Origin of the sequence: Actinotignum inguinis (assembly GCF_051265835.1) — a bacterium.
Classification (GTDB): Bacteria; Actinomycetota; Actinomycetes; order Actinomycetales; family Actinomycetaceae; genus Actinotignum; species Actinotignum timonense.
Genome location: NZ_JBOZDP010000023.1, coordinates 1 through 17,502, shown reverse-complemented (window position 1 = coordinate 17,502; position 17,502 = coordinate 1). Strand labels below are relative to the sequence as shown.

17 protein-coding genes are annotated in these 17,502 nt (G+C 59.0%); 16 read left to right on the top strand and 1 reads right to left on the bottom strand.

What is annotated here, in order from left to right:
• From ACRQFC_RS08445 to ACRQFC_RS08370, 16 genes are all read left to right on the top strand, one after another.
• Positions 1-187, top strand: a 187-nt coding sequence (locus tag ACRQFC_RS08445) for a hypothetical protein (protein ID WP_435734670.1), incomplete at its 5' end; no start/stop codon positions are given.
• Between the two features lies 1 nt (position 188).
• Positions 189-857 (top strand): signal peptidase I, encoded by a 669-nt coding sequence (locus tag ACRQFC_RS08440; RefSeq protein WP_284897442.1) that lies wholly within the window; start codon positions 189-191, stop codon positions 855-857.
• A complete protein-coding gene (locus ACRQFC_RS08435; protein WP_284897440.1) occupies positions 854-1,522 on the top strand; it encodes a hypothetical protein in 669 nt (222 codons plus the stop codon). Before ACRQFC_RS08440 ends, ACRQFC_RS08435 begins: the two co-directional genes overlap by 4 nt.
• A 417-nt stretch (positions 1,523-1,939) precedes the next feature.
• Positions 1,940-2,755: a tyrosine-type recombinase/integrase gene (locus ACRQFC_RS08430; RefSeq protein WP_279058343.1), complete on the top strand. Its 816-nt coding sequence runs from the start codon at positions 1,940-1,942 to the stop codon at positions 2,753-2,755.
• Between the two features lie 13 nt (positions 2,756-2,768).
• Positions 2,769-3,617, top strand: a complete 849-nt coding sequence (locus tag ACRQFC_RS08425; RefSeq protein ID WP_279058345.1) for a ParA family protein — start codon at positions 2,769-2,771, stop codon at positions 3,615-3,617.
• Positions 3,618-3,628: 11 nt separating this feature from the next.
• Complete coding sequence (locus ACRQFC_RS08420) at positions 3,629-3,937, top strand: hypothetical protein (protein ID WP_279058347.1); 309 nt, start codon at positions 3,629-3,631, stop codon at positions 3,935-3,937.
• Positions 3,937-4,296, top strand: a complete 360-nt coding sequence (locus ACRQFC_RS08415) for a hypothetical protein (protein WP_284890243.1) — start codon at positions 3,937-3,939, stop codon at positions 4,294-4,296. The genes ACRQFC_RS08420 and ACRQFC_RS08415 overlap by 1 nt, the downstream gene beginning before the upstream one ends.
• Before the next feature lie 26 nt (positions 4,297-4,322).
• Positions 4,323-4,841: a hypothetical protein gene (locus tag ACRQFC_RS08410; RefSeq protein WP_284890242.1), complete on the top strand. Its 519-nt coding sequence runs from the start codon at positions 4,323-4,325 to the stop codon at positions 4,839-4,841.
• Positions 4,842-5,210, top strand: coding sequence for a hypothetical protein (locus tag ACRQFC_RS08405; RefSeq protein WP_284890241.1), 369 nt, complete (start codon positions 4,842-4,844; stop codon positions 5,208-5,210).
• Positions 5,210-5,467, top strand: coding sequence for a hypothetical protein (locus ACRQFC_RS08400; RefSeq protein WP_284890240.1), 258 nt, complete (start codon positions 5,210-5,212; stop codon positions 5,465-5,467). Before ACRQFC_RS08405 ends, ACRQFC_RS08400 begins: the two co-directional genes overlap by 1 nt.
• Positions 5,468-5,810: 343 nt before the next feature.
• On the top strand, positions 5,811-7,544 hold the full coding sequence (locus tag ACRQFC_RS08395; RefSeq protein ID WP_435734669.1) for a hypothetical protein: 1,734 nt from the start codon (positions 5,811-5,813) through the stop codon (positions 7,542-7,544).
• Positions 7,545-7,557: 13 nt separating this feature from the next.
• Positions 7,558-8,589, top strand: coding sequence for a C40 family peptidase (locus tag ACRQFC_RS08390; RefSeq protein WP_284890238.1), 1,032 nt, complete (start codon positions 7,558-7,560; stop codon positions 8,587-8,589).
• A complete protein-coding gene (locus ACRQFC_RS08385) occupies positions 8,589-9,143 on the top strand; it encodes a hypothetical protein (protein WP_284890237.1) in 555 nt (184 codons plus the stop codon). Before ACRQFC_RS08390 ends, ACRQFC_RS08385 begins: the two co-directional genes overlap by 1 nt.
• A gap of 75 nt (positions 9,144-9,218) precedes the next feature.
• The gene (locus tag ACRQFC_RS08380; RefSeq protein WP_284890236.1) at positions 9,219-9,608 is read left to right on the top strand and encodes a hypothetical protein; all 390 of its coding nucleotides are present in this window, start codon (positions 9,219-9,221) and stop codon (positions 9,606-9,608) included.
• A gap of 190 nt (positions 9,609-9,798) precedes the next feature.
• Entirely contained in the window at positions 9,799-10,452 is a 654-nt protein-coding gene (locus ACRQFC_RS08375) for a hypothetical protein (protein ID WP_284890235.1), read from the top strand.
• A gap of 206 nt (positions 10,453-10,658) precedes the next feature.
• Positions 10,659-16,709 (top strand): helicase-like domain-containing protein, encoded by a 6,051-nt coding sequence (locus ACRQFC_RS08370; RefSeq protein ID WP_284890234.1) that lies wholly within the window; start codon positions 10,659-10,661, stop codon positions 16,707-16,709.
• Positions 16,710-16,786: 77 nt separating this feature from the next.
• Here ACRQFC_RS08370 and ACRQFC_RS08365 read toward each other — a convergent pair whose 3' ends face one another.
• Complete coding sequence (locus tag ACRQFC_RS08365) at positions 16,787-17,131, bottom strand: hypothetical protein (protein ID WP_284890233.1); 345 nt, start codon at positions 17,129-17,131, stop codon at positions 16,787-16,789.
• Positions 17,132-17,502 lie beyond the last annotated feature (371 nt).

The window sequence follows — 17,502 nt, the reverse complement described above, 5'->3', positions numbered from 1 at the left end:
TACCGGCCATGATGATCTGGTCGGCGTAGAAGTTACGCCTGCCAGCACCCAAATCAAGGCGGACGGCGAATCGGTCACGGTCACCGTCAAGGTCACCCTCAAGGAGCCCGCGACCAAGGCCGCTTACGATGCCATCGTGGGGCAAAACATCAAGGTGAACCTCACCTTCGCCGTCACCCAGCCCTAAGGTGAGCGCGGCCCTCGAAACGAAGAACTGCCGTGAGCATAGGCGCGGCCCGATACGCGAACGCATCGCGCGGGCCGTGCTGCTGCTCGCGGTTTTCGTGCTGTCCTTTTTCATCGCCGTCGCGGCCCTGCAGCCCAACCTTCTCATCAACACGCTGGGTTGCCGTCCCCTTATCGTGTCGAGCGATTCCATGTCGCCTCGCCTTAATCGCGGCGACGTCGTTGGCGTTGTCCGGGCAGATATAGGGGAGCTGAAAGTGGGGGATATTATCGCGGTTAGCCCGGCGACCAATTTCGTCGTCGTTCACTATCTTGCCGATAAGCGCCGCGATACGGACGGTGGCGTGTTGCTGAAAACCAAGCGCTATGGGGTCGACGAGCCGAAAGACTGGGATTACTGGGGGATTACCCGCGAGCAAGTCATCGGGAAGGTCGGGTTCGTGATACCGAAGATCGGGCACGCGGTGTTCTTCGCGCGTTCGGTGCCCGGCGTGACCACGCTGGTGGGCTGTGCCCTTGGTATCTGGGCTATAAGCGCGATCCGCCGCCCGCGGCGCGGTGGTGCTGGCGGAGGAGCGGCGGCTGGGATCGTGGAAGCCAAGCGTGTGGAAGTTGAGTGCATGGAAGCCGGGTGTGCGGCAACTGATTGCGGGGAAGGTGAGCGAGAATGACCGCGCTGGGTACGTCCGTGATGAGCGTCGTCTCCTCCTGGGCGATTGCGCTCGCGCCGCTGAACGGCTTTTGGGGAGGCGTGGCGAATGTGCAGCTCGAGGGTGGTGGCGATGTGGTGATAGGCATGTGGTACATGTCCGATCCCAATGACGCCGCAGCCCCGGAGGTGGTGGATTTTGATATTGACAATCCGCCGACAGAGCCCATCAAGAAAGGGAGCATCGTCGTCGTAAAAAAGAACGGCGAGGTGGTGGGCGTGTTCACGGCGCTGCACACGATTGACCCCGCGAATCCGGATTTCAATCCGCTCGACCCGAACGAGCGGTGGGTGCGGCCCATGGTGTACTCGGAAAACACCGCGGAATACCGCCACTTCCACCACTACCACAACCATGATTACGTGATTTTTGAAGGTAGAACGTACCAGTACGCGTGGGGTGTGGCGCATAACCCCAATACGGTTTCTGAGCGTCCGCCGAGCGCGGGCGAGCCGTACTGGGTCAAGGTTTCCGATGCGCCGATTCAGGACTTGTGGTTTCGGCACCGCATCTACTTGCGCGGGGCCGAGGTGATCTACAAGGGCGTGCGGTATCGGTGCGAGCTGGATGGGCGGGCCGGGTTCCAGCCGGATCATCCCAATAACGGGTGGACGCGGTTAGAGTAGGCAGCTTGCTAATGTGAGCGCGGGTATGGCAAGAGCTCCTGACCTGGTGCTTTCCCTGGTCAGGAGCTCTTATTCGTGGCGGGGAGAGGATTTGAACCTCTGACCTCCGGGTTGAAGCTCGCTATTCGCAAGCTGTGCCGAAAAATTCGCTCCCTCCGCAGTGGCGGGGAGGTGACTTACACGCTTACAGCGTAGCAGTTTCAAAGGTGAAAACTGCGTGTAAATCGCTATTAGTTAAGCATGTCAAATAACTTTGGAAAATGGCCAGTTCCCGAAGGTTGGGATCTTGAACTGGAGAAATGGGAACATCTACTCTCTGCTAGCGGAAGCCGGCAAGCAACTATAGAAACCCGAATAGGCCTCGTCCGAACCCTCGCACGGGCCTTGAAATGCCCTCCAGGCCAAGTAACCGCCGCCATGATTATCGAATGGGCGGGCAAAAAGAAAATTGCCACGGAAACGCGACATTCCTACTACCAATCCATCAAAGCTTTCTTCTCTTGGTACGCCGCAGCCCATCACGTTGATGACCCAGCGGCGGTCCTGCCGATGGTGCACAGGAAAACACCTCCGGCACGACCAACGCCCGAAGAAGTCTATGAGGACGCACTTGATGGAGCACCTCCACGGACAAGACTCATTTTGCGATTAGCAGGCGAGGTCGGGCTACGAGCTAGCGAAATCGCCCAAATCCAAAAGGGACATCTTATGAAAGACCTACTGGGCTACTCCCTCTCAATATGCGGGAAAGGAGGAAAAATCCGAATAGTGCCAATCCCGCATGACATCTACGTCGAGATGCGGGAGCAGTTCAACCTCACGGGCATATGGCTATTCCCCGGGCAAAAGGAAGGACATCTCGCCGGATCCTGGGTTGGCAAGCTTGCCCGCCGGGAACTCCGCGATGGATGGACTCTCCACACTCTCCGGCACCGCTTCGCAACCAAAACATACGCTGCATCGCAAGACGTCTTAGCAGTGAAAGAACTACTCGGACACGAGAGTGTCGATACAACGCAGAGATACATCCAATCCAATGCCGCCGTAATCCGGGCTGCGATGCTCGGCGCGCGACAAGACCGCTACAAATACTGCGCCCCATTGCCAGCGGATACGGCAATGCCAGCCAATGCGGCAGCGCCAGCACTGCCAGCAGGTACGGCAATGCCAGCCGTGCCAGCAAACACAGCCCCGCTGGCCATGCCAGCACCAACCCACATCCCAGGACTATAGAAAGAAGAACCCCATGATCATCGCTATCTGCAACCAAAAAGGCGGTGTCGGTAAAACGACCATCGCCACGAACCTTGCACACCGTATTACCCACAGCTCCGGCAAACGTGTGTTGCTAGTGGATGCTGACCCGCAAGGAAGCGCGACGACGACGCTCGGCGTGGACGTCGGCGCGGAGACGCTCACGCTCAACGACGTGCTCGCCGCGGTGGCTGCTGGAGCACCACCCGAAACTGCACGTCAAGCAATCCTGCCAGTGCCGGGTTGGGGTATTGATCTACTCCCCGCCGACCGGGCGCTCTGGGATCGGGAAAACGACACGACTTTGGGCCGGGAATATAGGCTCAAGACCATCCTCACACCGCTACGCGATGCCTATGACGCTATCGTGGTGGACTGCCCGCCATCGCTGGGGATGTTGACGACCGGGGCGCTCGTCGCCGCAGACACCGCGCTAATCGTGACCACGGCACGTGAAACCGCTTGCGATGGGGTGGCCGAGATGATCACGACCATCGCCACCATTAAATCTCTATACAACCCGGCTCTTGAGCTTGCGGGCATCCTCGTGAACTCCTATCAGCAAGGACGCTTGGATACCCGGCGGTGGCTAACGGAGTTGGAAGCCACCTACGGTGACTATCTACTCGCTCGGTATATGCCAGCGCGTGAGGCATTCCCCCACACCGCAACCAACCACATCCCCATCGGCGACGCCGACGCCTTGATCGAAGAAGCATTCAGGACCCTACAAGCCACACTCGCCGGCAACGCCGTATCCGCTGGCGCTGCCGCACCTGCTGGCGTGGCCGTATCTGCTGGCACTGCCAGCACTGCCAACAATGGCAGCACCGCTCTGTAAGGAGGCCAGCGATGAAAATGACGAAGAAAACCTTGCTCCGCCTGCTTGCCAACCCCCACGACATCAACTTCCGGAACATGATCGCAAACGATGTCGTGACGCTCTGGCACGCAGCCGCATCAAACGCAACCCTGCTCGAAATGCGCCTGGACTCCGACCCTTGGAGAATGCCGGGCAACGACATCATCAAACACGGCAGCGACCAGCAGCTCGTTGACCTGTACTTCACGCTCAATGAAACCTACGCCCAACTCGAACGGGCGATCAAACTCCTCGACAAGGTCAAAGACACGCACAAAACAGAAACGGAAGAACAGTAATGAAAAAGCCTGATACAAGCGCGTTACAGACGCTCAAGAAAGCACCCATTACGAACCCCATCGTCGCGGGCGGAGAGGATAACATCCTCGCTGGCACCGCTGGCACCGCTGGCACCGCTGGCACCGCTGGCACCGCTGGCACCGCTGGCACCGCTGGCAGCCAGCAGGCCACGAAAATCACCATTCGACTCCCCCGCGAAGACGCCGACCGGATCAGGGGTGCGTGGCTCGCCGATTGCGCCACTGGAAACCGCATCTCGCTCTCCGAGTGGATAACCGCGATTCTCAACGCTCGCGTGGACACTTACACGAATGTCGTGCCGGTTGTTGCGGGAGCGGCACCCAAAGGCAACATCTAAAACCTCAAGACCGAAAGGAACCTCTCATGTACTACCTTGATGCATCCTCGAAACTAACCACCCACGACATCCGCTATACGGTCCGTCAAGCTGTGATCAACGCCGGGCTAGAAAGCCTGGAAAAACAAGGACTCTCCGAGGCCGACTACGACATGGACGAAGTAGTTGGGAAGCTCACCAGCGACGCGGATACCGTTTTCGAGGCGTGGACCGCTCGCATTATTACCGCCGCACGCGAACACCTAGCAAGCGAAATGCTCTCTCGTCTTTCCCGTAAAGGCGAAGACTATGACCGTGGGGCTGGCGCTGCCCATAAAGCGTATGAGGAAGCCCGAGACGAAGCAGGCGAGGCTTACAAGCACGATGAATACAGTGCGGCGTGGGATGCTTACGCGGAATACATGTATTTGCAAGGCATGGATCTTGCGTGCGAGAAACACCAGACCTACATCCGCGAAATCCTCGCCAAAGTCCCCTCCCTGGCCGACCTGACCATTCCAGACGACCAACCAAGCAACGCCGCCACGGTGGAGGAGGGGGAATAAATGGAACCCACACCTCAAGCGATTATTGCGGCGGCGCGTGAGCACTTCGCCACCCAAATGCTCGATTTACTTTTCCGGAAGGGCCGGGAATACGACAGAGAAGCACACGATGCTTACGAAGCATACGAAGAAGCCCGACAAGAGCAAGAGTTTGCTTACGAACACGACGATAGTGAGCGGGCGTGGGAAGCCTGGCAGAACTCACGCGAATCTTACGCAACCTACCAGCACGCAAGGGGCATGGACCTCGCTTGCGAAAAACACCGCATCTACATCCGAGAATTCCTCGACGAAGTACCTTCCCTTGCCGAAATTGGCCTCTCAGATGCACGGCCGGCCGAAGCTCCCACGGTGGGGGTGAGCAAGTAATGCAGCCAGAAGAAAACCAGGCCAGCAACGCCAGCGAGGAGACACCCGCCAGCAATGCCGGCAATGAGACATCTGCCGTATCTGCTGGCAATGCCAGCAGCGCCAGCCATGCTGGCATGGACCGCGATGCCGGATGGAAGTTACTTGCTAGCTTCATGGCCCGCCAGAAGCAGCACGAAAAAGATGGAACCTGGCGCAGCTACAGGCCAGGCGAAAACGAACCTGAAACGGAGGGGGATGAGGATGCAGTTATCTAAGGCTGATACCGCGCGGTTGGAAGCCGCCGCGAGCATGGCACTCTATGCCCCTATTACAATCAACCTCGACAACGGTGCAGTCGCCGTTGTCTCCCCGGGTGGGCATATACGGATTGACGGCCAGGAGTGGAGTCCGGAAGTATCGTCCGTGCCAGCCGTGCCAGCCGTGCCAGCCGTGCCAGCCGTGCCAGCCGTGCCAGCCGTGCCAGCCGTGCCAGCACCGCCGGAACCGCCGGCGGATACGGCCGCGGGGGAGGGCGCGTCGTCGTCAGAAGTCCCAGTAAAAACAGAAACTACTGACGCCGCTCCGCCCGCCCCTGTGGGCACGTTAGAAGATGGGCGTTTGCGTCTCCTTGAGCGTGAATACGCCAGCCTGCTCCTGGAAAAACGAAGTCTCGAGGCAGAGTGTGAAAACCTCAGAAACGCTCACGCCATTGACGAGCATGAGAGCGAGTATTTAGTTGCTCAACTTGATCGCCTGCAAGCCAGCCTCGAAAGTGCTCAGCGTGCAGCAACACAAGCCGAAGAACAAGTAGCCGCACAAACGCTTGCTTTACAGCAGGCCCAGGCATCTAGCTCGGCACTAGAAACCGAACTAGGCGCAGCACGCAACGAACTCAGCGAAGCACGCAAGCACGCGCGTGATTTAGAAGAACAAGCTGAATCATCGCAGCAAGCACTCAGTGATGCCGAGGCAACCCGTGAAGCCCTTACTGCCTGCCAGCAAGATTTAGTCCGGATGCGGGAAGACAACGAGAAACTCAAGACCGCCAACAGTGGTCTTGTTGGGCAGCTTGAGCAGGCACGTGTCCAGGTATCCGCGCTCACTGCCCAGCTTGAAGAAAGAACCGCAAAGATAACCGCGCTGGAAGCTCAGAATGCTGAAGATCGTGAGAAGCTCGCCGAGGCTCTCCGTCAGCTTGAGCAAGCCCAGGCCGCGCTGGTTGAGAAAACCACGGCCCTCCAACAGGCCGAGCAATCCCTGGCCACAGAGCGAGACGCGCACGCAGCCGAGCGCCAAGAATTCGAAGCACTCCGGCGTGAGATAGAGGAAGGTACGCAAGAGAGTGAACAGGCTGAGGCTATGCGTCTTGAGCTTGCTCAAGCCCGCGAAGAGCAAGCTCGACTCAGTCAGGTGCTAGGCGAACGCGGCGAATATATGCAGACGCTTGAGGCGGATAAAGACCGGCTCAAGCGCGAACGCAACACGGTTGCAGGTCAGGTCCGAGAGCTACACACCGAGCTAGCAGCCGCCAGTCTTGCCCTTGAAAAAGTACAGGCAAAAAACGCGGAACAATCTCGCAAACTTGGCGAGCTGGAGGCGGAAAACAAACGGCTCAGTGCCCAGTTACGCGCCGGCCGGCCCGTAGATACCGTCAGTTTGCCGGTGGTTCAGCGCCCTCCCACTATCCCGCCAGCACCCGCGGAGGAAAACCCTACTTCTGGTGATGACAAGGAGGGAGATAGACGCCGCGGTCTCCTAAAAGCCTTCGCCGGAATCCTGGCCTTTGTCTTGGCTTTAGCGGCTGGATACCTCGCACACCTCCTCCTCGCAAGCACAGGTGAGGATACGGCTACTCCTACCCCAGGAGTACCTACCGTTACCGTGTCACCGACGACGCGGAGCACTCCGTCCTCAACACCTTCGCCCGCCTTGCCAGCAACGCCAGCAGATACAGCACCCCCAGCGCCCCCGGTGGGCGAGGGCGGGAGCGCGCCTCAAGGCACCGACGACCAGCCAGCACCGCAACCAGACTGGCAGCCACCCGAGCCAGTAGAGGCGCCAGCACCCGCACCTGAACCGGCACCGGTCCCGGAGCCGGCCTACGTCACCGACCTCTCCGCCAACGCCAGCTCGAGTGGCCGTTCGGTCACGATCAGCGCAAGCGTAAGCACCAGCGGCGCGGTCCCGGTCTCCGTCTACGCAAGCGTTGGCGGACGCTCCCTATCACTCGGATCCCAAACAGTTGCGGGTAGTGGCTTCTTCGAAGCCAGCATCACTATGGAGCCGGGCACCTATTCGTGGTCTGTGAGCGCGGATGGCTTGGTGAATTCCGGGACAATCACCGTCTACTAAAGGGGACTTCTCCGTGAAAAGTACTATCTATATAGGCGCAGCCGCACTGCTCGCGTTGCTTGCCCCGCTCATGATCATCCTCCTCGGCGGCGACAACAAAGGCAGCGCGAGCCTTACTGGCGCTGCGAGTAATATCCCACCCGAATACGCAGGCATCATTGCGCGGGCCGGCGGGATTTGCGAAGGCATCACCCCGGCTTTGCTTGCGGCGCAGATTGAGGCTGAATCAAACTGGAACCCCACCGCAGTATCGAGCGCGGGTGCGCTTGGTATCGCACAATTCATGCCAACCACCTGGGCCACTGCTGGTAAAGACGGCGACGGAGACGGAGTCGCTGATGTCAACAACCCACAAGATGCCATCTGGAGCCAAGGCCATTACATGTGTGATCTCCTCGCCAGCACGAAGAACTTTGTCGAAGGCGGGCAGGTGAAAGGTGATCCCGTTGACCTCGCCTTAGCCGCATACAACGCCGGAATCGGCGCCGTCCAATCTTTTGGGGGTATCCCGCCCTACCCGGAAACCATGGCCTATGTGGAGAAAATCAAGAATCTAGCGGCGACCCGCTACGCACCCACCGCTGCGGGTGGCTCGAATAATGCGGTTGTTGCTTGGGCTATCTCCCAACGCGGCAAACCCTATAGGGGTGAGGGTCGCGGGGCGTGCGGGAGCATGGGACCCGACTGTTTCGACTGCTGCGGCCTTGTCTGGTCAGCGTTTAAGAACGGGCGCGGTATTGATTTGCCCATGTCTATTCCTGGTGAGACGCCGGCCCGGCGTAAATGCGAAAACGCACTCTATAGCGCAACTCAATTCGGTGGCACTTATGTGCCAGCCGACGCCGCACACCTCCAGCCCGGCGATATTCTCGCGTTCCAGTCAACAAGCGTCGACCCGAACGTCGACTACATCACCCACGTCGCGCTCTACATCGGTAATGGCGAATATATTGACGCAGCCCCCGGATATGGTGTGAACACCTACCCGCTCGGGTGGGGAGACAGCGCTGACAAGATGTTCCCGCAAGCACTAAGGATCCCATAATGACAACACAAAACAGAACCATCGGCGCAATAACTGCGCTCGTGCTTGTAGTGGCCGCTGGCTGCCAAGCCCCTGAACCCGAAACAAAGCCGACCATGCCTGTTCCGGCGTCGCCGGTACTAGAGGTGCCACGCTGCCTCACAAACGCCCCGCGAACCAATGAGTCGGATGTGGAAAGCGTCGCCGACACCGTCGCGCTCTTACTTTCATGCCAAGACTCGCGCACGGATGCCAGCCCGCTTGATGCTTATAAGCGAGCAAGCCGCTACCTTGTCGAGTCTCTCCAGCCTGGCGAGGAGGCGCAGGTGCGTGGGGGAGCAGCCTGGGAAACCCTCAAAACCAACGACGCATACACAAGCGTTGCCGTCGAGCCACTGTGGGGGCAAGCCCCACCAGCCACCGCCGCTGATGTCGCTTATGCCGACCGTCAAGTAACCATTACCCCGACTAGCGAGAATGGCTGGACGGGAACACCGGAGACAGCTTTCTACAACTTCACTCTCACGAAAGAAGATGGAACTTGGCGAGTAAGCAACATTGCGACCGCCAAGTAGCAGGTTAGGGACAACCGCGCAAGTCCATTGTAGTATAGTATCACAACCAGCCTTGGGGAGAAGGGAAAAAGAAAAATGAGCCAACCAACCAACACCTACCCGCCACTACCGCCAGACCTGACATACGGGTACCCAACCTACGACGCCGGTGTCTACATGCCAGAGCCGGCCCGCCCGAAAAGCCGGCTTGTCCGGGTGTTTTCGTGGATTCGTCGCCACTACCGCACCTTTTTCCTTATTACCGGAATAGTGTTTGCAATCATGGCCCCGTTCTCCATGCCTGACAAGTACGGGTCGAGCTGGGGATGGTACTTCGTGTTCTTCTTCCTTGTATTCGGCTACCAGATTTACGTGCACGGCATCTTCTTCGGGATTTTGAAGGGGATTATGTGGACCATCCTGTTTCCGATATTGATCATCTTGATGTTTACGCCACTCATCGCGGCCGCGGCCCGCAACCCCTAAAACGAAAAAAGCCGGTGTGCTTTGCACACGCACTAACTAGTGACCCCAAAAAACAATTCCCGGTCCATGCCCGGGAGGATGGAGACACTAGCAATGGTGCGACGCACAAAAATCTCGAGCGGGCAAGAAGCCCTCTTCGACCTCACCTTCTACCTCAACACAACCACTACTCCTCAAGGAGAAAACAACGATGAGCAAGGAAACCCGCCAACAACTGGAAGCGAACATCAACGAAGCGACGCTGGAGACACAGAACGCGCTCGAGCAAGCACTCCTAGCGGCCTACCCACCAGCCAGCGAGAACTGGACCGATCAGGTAGCGGCACGTCAGACCGCAGCGGCGACGGCGCGGATGGAAGCAGCATACGAAGCAGCCGCGATCATGGACGAGTACGAAGCCGAGGAATCCTTGGAGATTTGGAAGAATCAGGACCTTCCCGAACCGCTTCCGACAATCCTCGCCTCGGAGTGGATGACCGAGTGGTGGGACATGTCGGACTGGGTGCTGCGCGGGGATCAGCTGGAGGACCCGGAAGCGATAGCCGAGATGAGGGCCGAGATGATCGAGCAGGCCGAGAACCGGGTGGAAGAAATGTCTTGGGATTGGGTGATGCGATTCATCTCCGAGACGGGCGGGGACAAATCACCGAGCCTGACGGTGGCCGACTTCAAGGAAGCTTTCAAGAGCCAGGATTCGATGCTGGATATCGACCCGTACGTCCTTACGTGGGAGAAAGTGGAGGAAGCGATGATCGGGCTAGCGCCAGCGAGCCTGGACCCGAAACGGGGGGACAACGCACGCTGGGCGATCGAGCTGAAAGAAGCCGGCCGGCTTATGGGCTAACCACCCAAGTCAGCCCTCGTGGCGAGAAAGCCCGTATCGAGGCGAACCTCGCCGCACTGCGCCTCCTCACCCAGCTAGGTGACCGCACCCCGAGTAGCTCCGAGCAGGAGGTGTTGGCGCGGTTTTCTGGGTGGGGAGGCCTTTCCGCGCTTTTCGACACTCGCACCGACACCTACAAACACGAACGCGAGACTTTGCAGTCTCTCGTGGATGAGGCAGCTTATAAGCAGGCGTTACAGTCCACGGCGAATGCCCACTACACCCAGCCCACTATCGCCCGCCTCCTTTGGCAGTCCCTCCAGTCGTTAGGGTTGGCGGAAGGCGCGCGGGTGGTGGAACCCGGCTGTGGCGTCGGTATGTTCATCGGCACCGCACCAGCAGCGGTGCGGATGGTGGGTGTTGAGATCGACCCGACCCCTGCCGCTATCGCCGCCAGGCTCTACCCCAACGCCGACATACGAGCGCAGTCTTATACAGATACGGACCTCGACGAAGACGGCTATTTTGACGCGGCTATCGGGAACGTGCCGTTTGGTAATTACCGCCCGTATGACCCGGTCTATAACCCGGGCAATCACACCATCCACAACTACTTCATCAGTAAAGCGCTAGCGCAGGTGCGGCCTGGCGGCATTGTCGCGGTGCTTACCTCGCGCTACACGATGGATGCGAAGAATCCGGGGATCCGGCGCGAACTCTACGCTAGAGCCGACCTCGTGGGTGCTATTCGTTTGCCGGCCGGCACACATGAGGCGATGGCCGGGACCGATGTCATCTCCGACATCCTGATTTTCCGGCGTCGCGAGAAAAACGACGAACCGCGGCCGTTTGACTGGGAATACACCCACCCACTCAAGACCGGCGAGGGCGAGTTCCCGGTGAACGAATACTTCCACACCCACCCGGGGCGCGTGCTCGGGGAGTGGGAAGAAACCACCAACCAATACGGCGCAGCTCTGAGCGTGGCCAGCAATCTAGATACGCTGGAGGGCCAGCTTGCCACCACCCTCGCCGCGATCACCTCCCAAGCGAGGGAGGCCGGTCTCATCTTCACCCCACGCCAAGAAAGCTATGAGGGTGAAGTAGCGCTGCGTCCAGTCGATCAGGAAAAACTCGGACGCATTACCAAGACCGAGGCCGGGTTCGAGCGCTACACCGCGAATGGCAATACGCCGGTGAAGATTGCGAAAAACGCGGCCGAACAGCTCACTGCGTTGCTTGATTTGCGTGACCAAGTGCGGGCGTTGGTGGAGTTTGAGTCCCAAACCCAGGAAAACCCGCCCACGCTCAACGCGGCCCGCACCCGCCTCAAAGCCACTTATGAGGATTATGTGGCCAAGTATGGTCCACTCAACTCACAGAAAGAGCGTTGGTATACGGATAGGAAAACCGGGGAGGAAAAACTTTCCTGGGTGGATCTCCCGGCGGTGCGTGTCTTCCGTTCCGACCCCGATGCCGCCTTGACGATGGCTATCGAGATTTTCGATAAAGACACCCGCACGGCTCGGCCGGCTGGGATCCTTGAGCGGCGCCAAATCGGCATCACCTTCAAACCTCTAGGTGCCGACACTATTGAGGATGCGCTGGCGATCTGTATGGTTGAGAAAGGCCGCGTCGATACCGAATACATTAGCTACCTCACCGGCCAAACTAGCGAGGAAGTCGCGGCGGGCTTGCGCGAGCATACCTTCTTCGACCCAGAAACCAACGAGTTTGTCGAGCGCAGTGCTTATCTGTCGGGGAATATCCACGCCAAGTTGGTGGCCGCCCAAGACGCGCTCGAAACAGATTCCCGCATGAGCGAGAATGTCGCGGCTCTCAAAGCCGTTATGCCTGAACCGCTCTCGCTCTCCGATATTGAGATTAGCCCGGGTGCGCCGTGGATCAGCGTAGGCGACCATCACGATTTTTACTCTCAAGTGGTGATGGGCTGGCATCAACAACGCGTCGGGCAAGTTGGCTATAACCCGATTACCGGTGCTTGGAAAGCTGTCCAGGATGGCTACCAGCCTTCCGCAAAAGCCCGCCGCACATGGAACACGGAACGCCGTAGCGGCACGGAAATTTTTGCGGCCCTCCTCAATCACAGCCCTATCACGGTCAAGTCAAAAACCATTGACGGTGAAGAATACATTGACAGGGCAGAGACCGCGGCCGTCGCCCAGAAAATGGAAGAAATGGCCACCGCGTTCACCGAATGGGTCTGGGCAGACGGCGAACGCGCCGCACGGCTCGAGGCCCGCTACAACGAAATGTTTAACGGATTCGTTCCCCGTGACTACACAGGAGCTGGCGAGAAGCTCACTCTTCCGGGCCTCGCGAAAGACATCGTCCCGTATTCGCATCAGCGCTCGGGCGTGGCACGCATGATCTACCAGGAAGCGGTCGGTCTGTTCCATCAGGTCGGGGCAGGCAAGACAAAAACCATGATTATGGGGGCGATGGAACTCAAACGCCTCGGTCTCATCCATAAGCCTGTGATTACCGTGCCGGCGAACGTCTTGTTCCAGTTTGCCTCGGAGTTTCAGCAAACCTATCCCGCGGCGCGTGTGCTGACCGCTACCCCGGATGATCTAACGAAAGCGGGGCGGCGTGAGTTTGTTGCGAAAGTCGCCACCAACGACTGGGACGCGGTCGTGATGACTCATGAGCAATTCAAGGCCCTGGGGTGCTCAAATAAAACCCAAGCAGAATACATTGAGGCGCGTATAGGGGAGCTGGAAGACGCGATTAAGGCTAGTGATTCTTCCTCCACGATTCAAGATATGACCAACCAAATGAGATCGCTGGAAGGTGCCTTGAAAAAGGCGCTTGATCACCCCACCGACCCCGGTATCTCGTTTGAGGAAACCGGCATCGACTACATTATCGCTGATGAGGCCCACCGCTATAAAAACCTCCAGATCATCACGAAACTGGAGGGTGTTGGCGCGGGCAAAGGCAATGAATATACGGCCGACTTGGACATGAAACTCCACTATTTACGCTCGAAGAATCCGGGTGGGAGGATTTGCACGCTCGCCACCGCCACCCCCATCTCTAACAGCCTCGCGGAGGCCCATACGATGATGCGATACCTAGCGCCCAGCGTGCTCAAAGAGGCCGGTATTGAGCCGTTCGATGCTTTCGCCGCCACTTTCACCCGCTCGGAACGCAAAGCCGAGATTTCGCCCTCGGGGGGATTCCGCATGCGTACTCGCATCTCCCGCTTCCACAATTTGCCCGAATTCTTGAGCTTGTGGGGGATCGCCGCCGACGTCAAAACATCGGCCGAACTCTCACTCAACATTCCCTTGCTTGCACCGAACGCGGATGGTGAGCGTGCCCCGCAAATCGTCTCCATCGACGGCGGAGAACACATGCGGGCGTTCATGGACGATATCGCGAGGCGTGCGGACAGGATCGCCGCCGGCAGTAGCGGCAACGACAACATGCTCGCCTTGAGTACTGATGGGCGGCTTGGCGCGCTCGACCTGAGGCTGCGCGGCCGCACGCCCATCGACCACCCCGTCAGTGAAGTCGCCGCACGTAACATCTACCGGATCTGGGAAGAAAACAAAGACAACCGCTACAGCGGCATCGACGGCGCCGAATCCGCTATCCCGGGTGCTCTCCAGCTGGTCTTCTGCGACTACGACACACCCAAAGACACCTGGAATACTTACGACGCGCTGCGCCAAGAACTCTATGAGCTGGGCCTGCCGGAAGGCTCAGTCCGGTTCATCCACGAAGCGAAAAACAATCCCGAAAAAGAAGAACTGTTCCGGGACTGCCGCGAGGGCCGGGTTGCGGTTTTGATCGGCTCCACCCAGAAAATGGGGACCGGAACAAACGTCCAAAAACGCTGCATCGCAACCCACCATCTTGACGTGCCATGGCGGCCCACCGACATCACCCAAAGAGACGGCCGCATGGTCAGGCAAGGCAACGAAAACCCAGAAGTCTACAACTACCGATACGTGGTGACGGGTTCCTTCTCCGCTTATATGTGGCAGACAAACGAACGTAAAGCTAGGTCGATCGCACAGATCATGACCAACAAGACGGGCACGCGCTCTGTCGAGGATGTCTCGCCGGAAGAAATGGAGGCCGGGCGTGCGAAAGCCATCGCCACCGGCAACCCTTTGCTTCTCGAGAAATGCGAAGTCGACGCAACCCTGCAAAAATATCGAGCCTTGCATTCGTCTTGGCAGAGGACTCGTAACCGGGCCATCGACGACACCCGCACCCTCGACCTGCGCATTCGGGCGAGCGAGAAAACCATCGCCACCCTGGAGGACCTCCAAAGCTACATCCGTGATACGAGCGGCGATAAATTCTCGGTCAGGATTGAGCGGGGTGTGTTTACGGAGCGGGCCGCGGCAGCCCAAGCCCTCTCCCGAGCCGTATCCGCTCGCATCTCCCCCTACATCATCGAGAACGTACGCCGCACCGGCGGCACCTACTCGGTGCCTCAGGGCGTGAGAATCGAACTCGGTGGGATCGAGCTTGATGTCGCCCGCGTTGAGGCCGACAGCCGGATGGGCGTCGTCTCCGATGTCTCTATCATCTTCACACCTGTGGACCTGAAAGATGTGCGGTATGGGCCAAGGGCCGGTATTCCGCTCTCTATTTTGCAGCGCGGCCAATCGGGTCTTATCCAACGCCTCGAGAATCTTGTGGCGTCTTTGCCGCAGCGTCTTGATGAAGAAAAAGAAAACCTCGCGTTCTTGCGTGAAGAAGCCCAAAGCGCACGAGAACTCTCTACCAAAGAATTCCCACACGAGGCAGAGTATGCGGCCGTGCGTACCCGGTCGAAAGAAATCACTCTCGCCCTCGAAGACCAAGGAGATGCCAAAGCCCACCGCGAGCAAGAAGCACGGTTCAGGGAAGGCATTAAATATGAGGAGCACGAGGGATTCTTCGAGGGGCTAGCTACCTGGCCGCGTATTCCCCTCCCACCTAAACCAACCCCGATAGATGCCATCGACAACTGGGAGGCGCTCCCCACGGTCGCACGCTACGAGTCACGCGAATACACCTGGGAGGTGCTCGGAATTGTTGCCGGCAACCAAAACGGCCAAGCCCTCACACGCCTAACAAGCAACGCGCAAACACACCTGTTTGTAGCAGACCTGCTTGAGCTGGAAGCCATGGCCGACCCCCTCACCCACGCACCGGGCACGGTGGCGCAGCCACTCGTCCACCGCACCCCACTCACGCCACCAGAAGACGCAGAGCGCGGCGAGCACAGTGCGGTAGATGAACGCGCCGAGAACGAGGAACGCGATACCGGCGATGACGCTGCGGTATCTGGAGAGAGCACTACACCGGCAGTAGGAACCGGCACTGCTGACGTCGCTACGCATACAGGCGAAGAACAATCCGTGGATGTTATGCGTCCGAGCATCCCTACTCTCTACGACGGCATCGAGCGCACGGCTCTCACCGAGGCCGCACCCGGCGTGTTCATCGCCAAGTATGGAGAGCAGGTCGTCACATTCCTCGACGAAGCCCGCAATCAGCAAGTTGGTGTCCCGTATCAAAGACTCTTCCCCGAACCTGGCGAACCCGCCTTGTATGCCTACCCAGACCTGGATATTGCGCAGACTGGCAACCTTGCAGGGAGCGGGCAAGTCGCCCGCGCGTTACTCCTCGACTCACGCCAAGACGCCGCCTATCTCGACGAGTATGCGCCCGGGTGGCGCGCTGACGTCGACGAGCCAGATGTACCTGATGTGCGCGATCTTGATACCGCAGACACCGATGACGTCAGTAGCGAGGAGAGCGTGAACGTGCGGTATGTTCCACCTATCTACAAAGGAGAAACACCCGAGCGCGTGGAGGTGCTTGCCCCGGGTATTGAAACCGCAACCTATGAGAGCGCGGGAACGATAGTGTTCCTTGATCCCGAGGTTGATGCGCTCCTGCCCAGCCGTTATCGCGCGTCCTTGTTTGCGTATCCCGGATCCGAAACAAGCGCGGCTTACCGCGAAGACCGACCACGCGAAGCACACCTACGCGGGGCAGCGCAACTGGTGCGCGCGCTCTTCCTTGGCAGTAGGGAAGACGCACGTTACTGCCACCAAGTTGACCCGACGTGGAACGACGACGCGAGCGAGGTACGTGCACAATACAGAGCGTATTGTGCAGCGAACTACGAACGCCAAGCGGCCGCGCCGATCTTCACTGCGGTGAGCCGAGCGGTAAACGCAGCACGCACAGCTGGCGCACGTGGAGCGAGCGATCCACGCGAGCACAGTGACGCACTCATGTAACAAACTGCGATGCCGAAACACGCGGCGGGCGAGACCTCCACATGATCAGGTCTCGCCCGCCTTGCATGCGTCACGAACTACATTGCGCCGTCTTGTTCGTTGCTCGTTTGCTCCACGTTGTGTGCATCTACGCTCGGGCTAGGTGTACGTTTGGTGCGCGGCTTTTTACGCGCTTGAGTCGGCGCAGTTAGTCCGTAATTTTTCAGTTCGCGCTCACTCCACCCAGCCTTAAGCGCCACCGTCCACGCACCCCGATACTCACCCTCAAGCGCGCGCAAGCGCGCCGCTATTTCTTGCAAGTGCACACCGGCTTCGAGTCGTTTGGTGAAGCGTTCTTGTTCGGCCGCGCGCAACGCCTCCACCTCTTTACTCGCGCATCCAGCGCTGCCAGTCGTCGCGTTAGTGTCCATGTTTTCGTCCACGAAAATTCTCCTTACATCACTGCGCCGCTCTTTTTTGCGGTGCTACTAACTAGGGGGCTTTGCACGCACACGACCCCGACAAGAAACTTGGCAACAATTCGCACTGCCCACGCCACCCGGCACCCTTGCACACGCAATACACCACCCACCCAACCACACCCCAACCACACCCCAGCGGCCCCGCAGGCGCGCGCCCAAGGCGCGCGCAAATCGGAGCGCCCGGCCGCTACGCGGCCACCCGCCCCGGCCGACCCGCTCAGCGCTGCGCGTAACCTCCACGACACGCGTGTCGTGGAGCAAGCTAAAGATTCGTGTGCACGAATCAGCTTGAGGGGCTATACTAGCCACAAGGCCCAAGCAGAGTTCCGCGC

Coding starts and splice junctions, on each gene's coding strand:
- ACRQFC_RS08435 (WP_284897440.1), top strand. CDS start 854: ATGACCGCGCTGGGTACGTCCGTGATGAGCGTCGTCTCCTCCTGGGCG.
- ACRQFC_RS08430 (WP_279058343.1), top strand. CDS start 1,940: ATGATTATCGAATGGGCGGGCAAAAAGAAAATTGCCACGGAAACGCGA.
- ACRQFC_RS08425 (WP_279058345.1), top strand. CDS start 2,769: ATGATCATCGCTATCTGCAACCAAAAAGGCGGTGTCGGTAAAACGACC.
- ACRQFC_RS08420 (WP_279058347.1), top strand. CDS start 3,629: ATGAAAATGACGAAGAAAACCTTGCTCCGCCTGCTTGCCAACCCCCAC.
- ACRQFC_RS08415 (WP_284890243.1), top strand. CDS start 3,937: ATGAAAAAGCCTGATACAAGCGCGTTACAGACGCTCAAGAAAGCACCC.
- ACRQFC_RS08410 (WP_284890242.1), top strand. CDS start 4,323: ATGTACTACCTTGATGCATCCTCGAAACTAACCACCCACGACATCCGC.
- ACRQFC_RS08405 (WP_284890241.1), top strand. CDS start 4,842: ATGGAACCCACACCTCAAGCGATTATTGCGGCGGCGCGTGAGCACTTC.
- ACRQFC_RS08400 (WP_284890240.1), top strand. CDS start 5,210: ATGCAGCCAGAAGAAAACCAGGCCAGCAACGCCAGCGAGGAGACACCC.
- ACRQFC_RS08385 (WP_284890237.1), top strand. CDS start 8,589: ATGACAACACAAAACAGAACCATCGGCGCAATAACTGCGCTCGTGCTT.
- ACRQFC_RS08380 (WP_284890236.1), top strand. CDS start 9,219: ATGAGCCAACCAACCAACACCTACCCGCCACTACCGCCAGACCTGACA.
- ACRQFC_RS08375 (WP_284890235.1), top strand. CDS start 9,799: ATGAGCAAGGAAACCCGCCAACAACTGGAAGCGAACATCAACGAAGCG.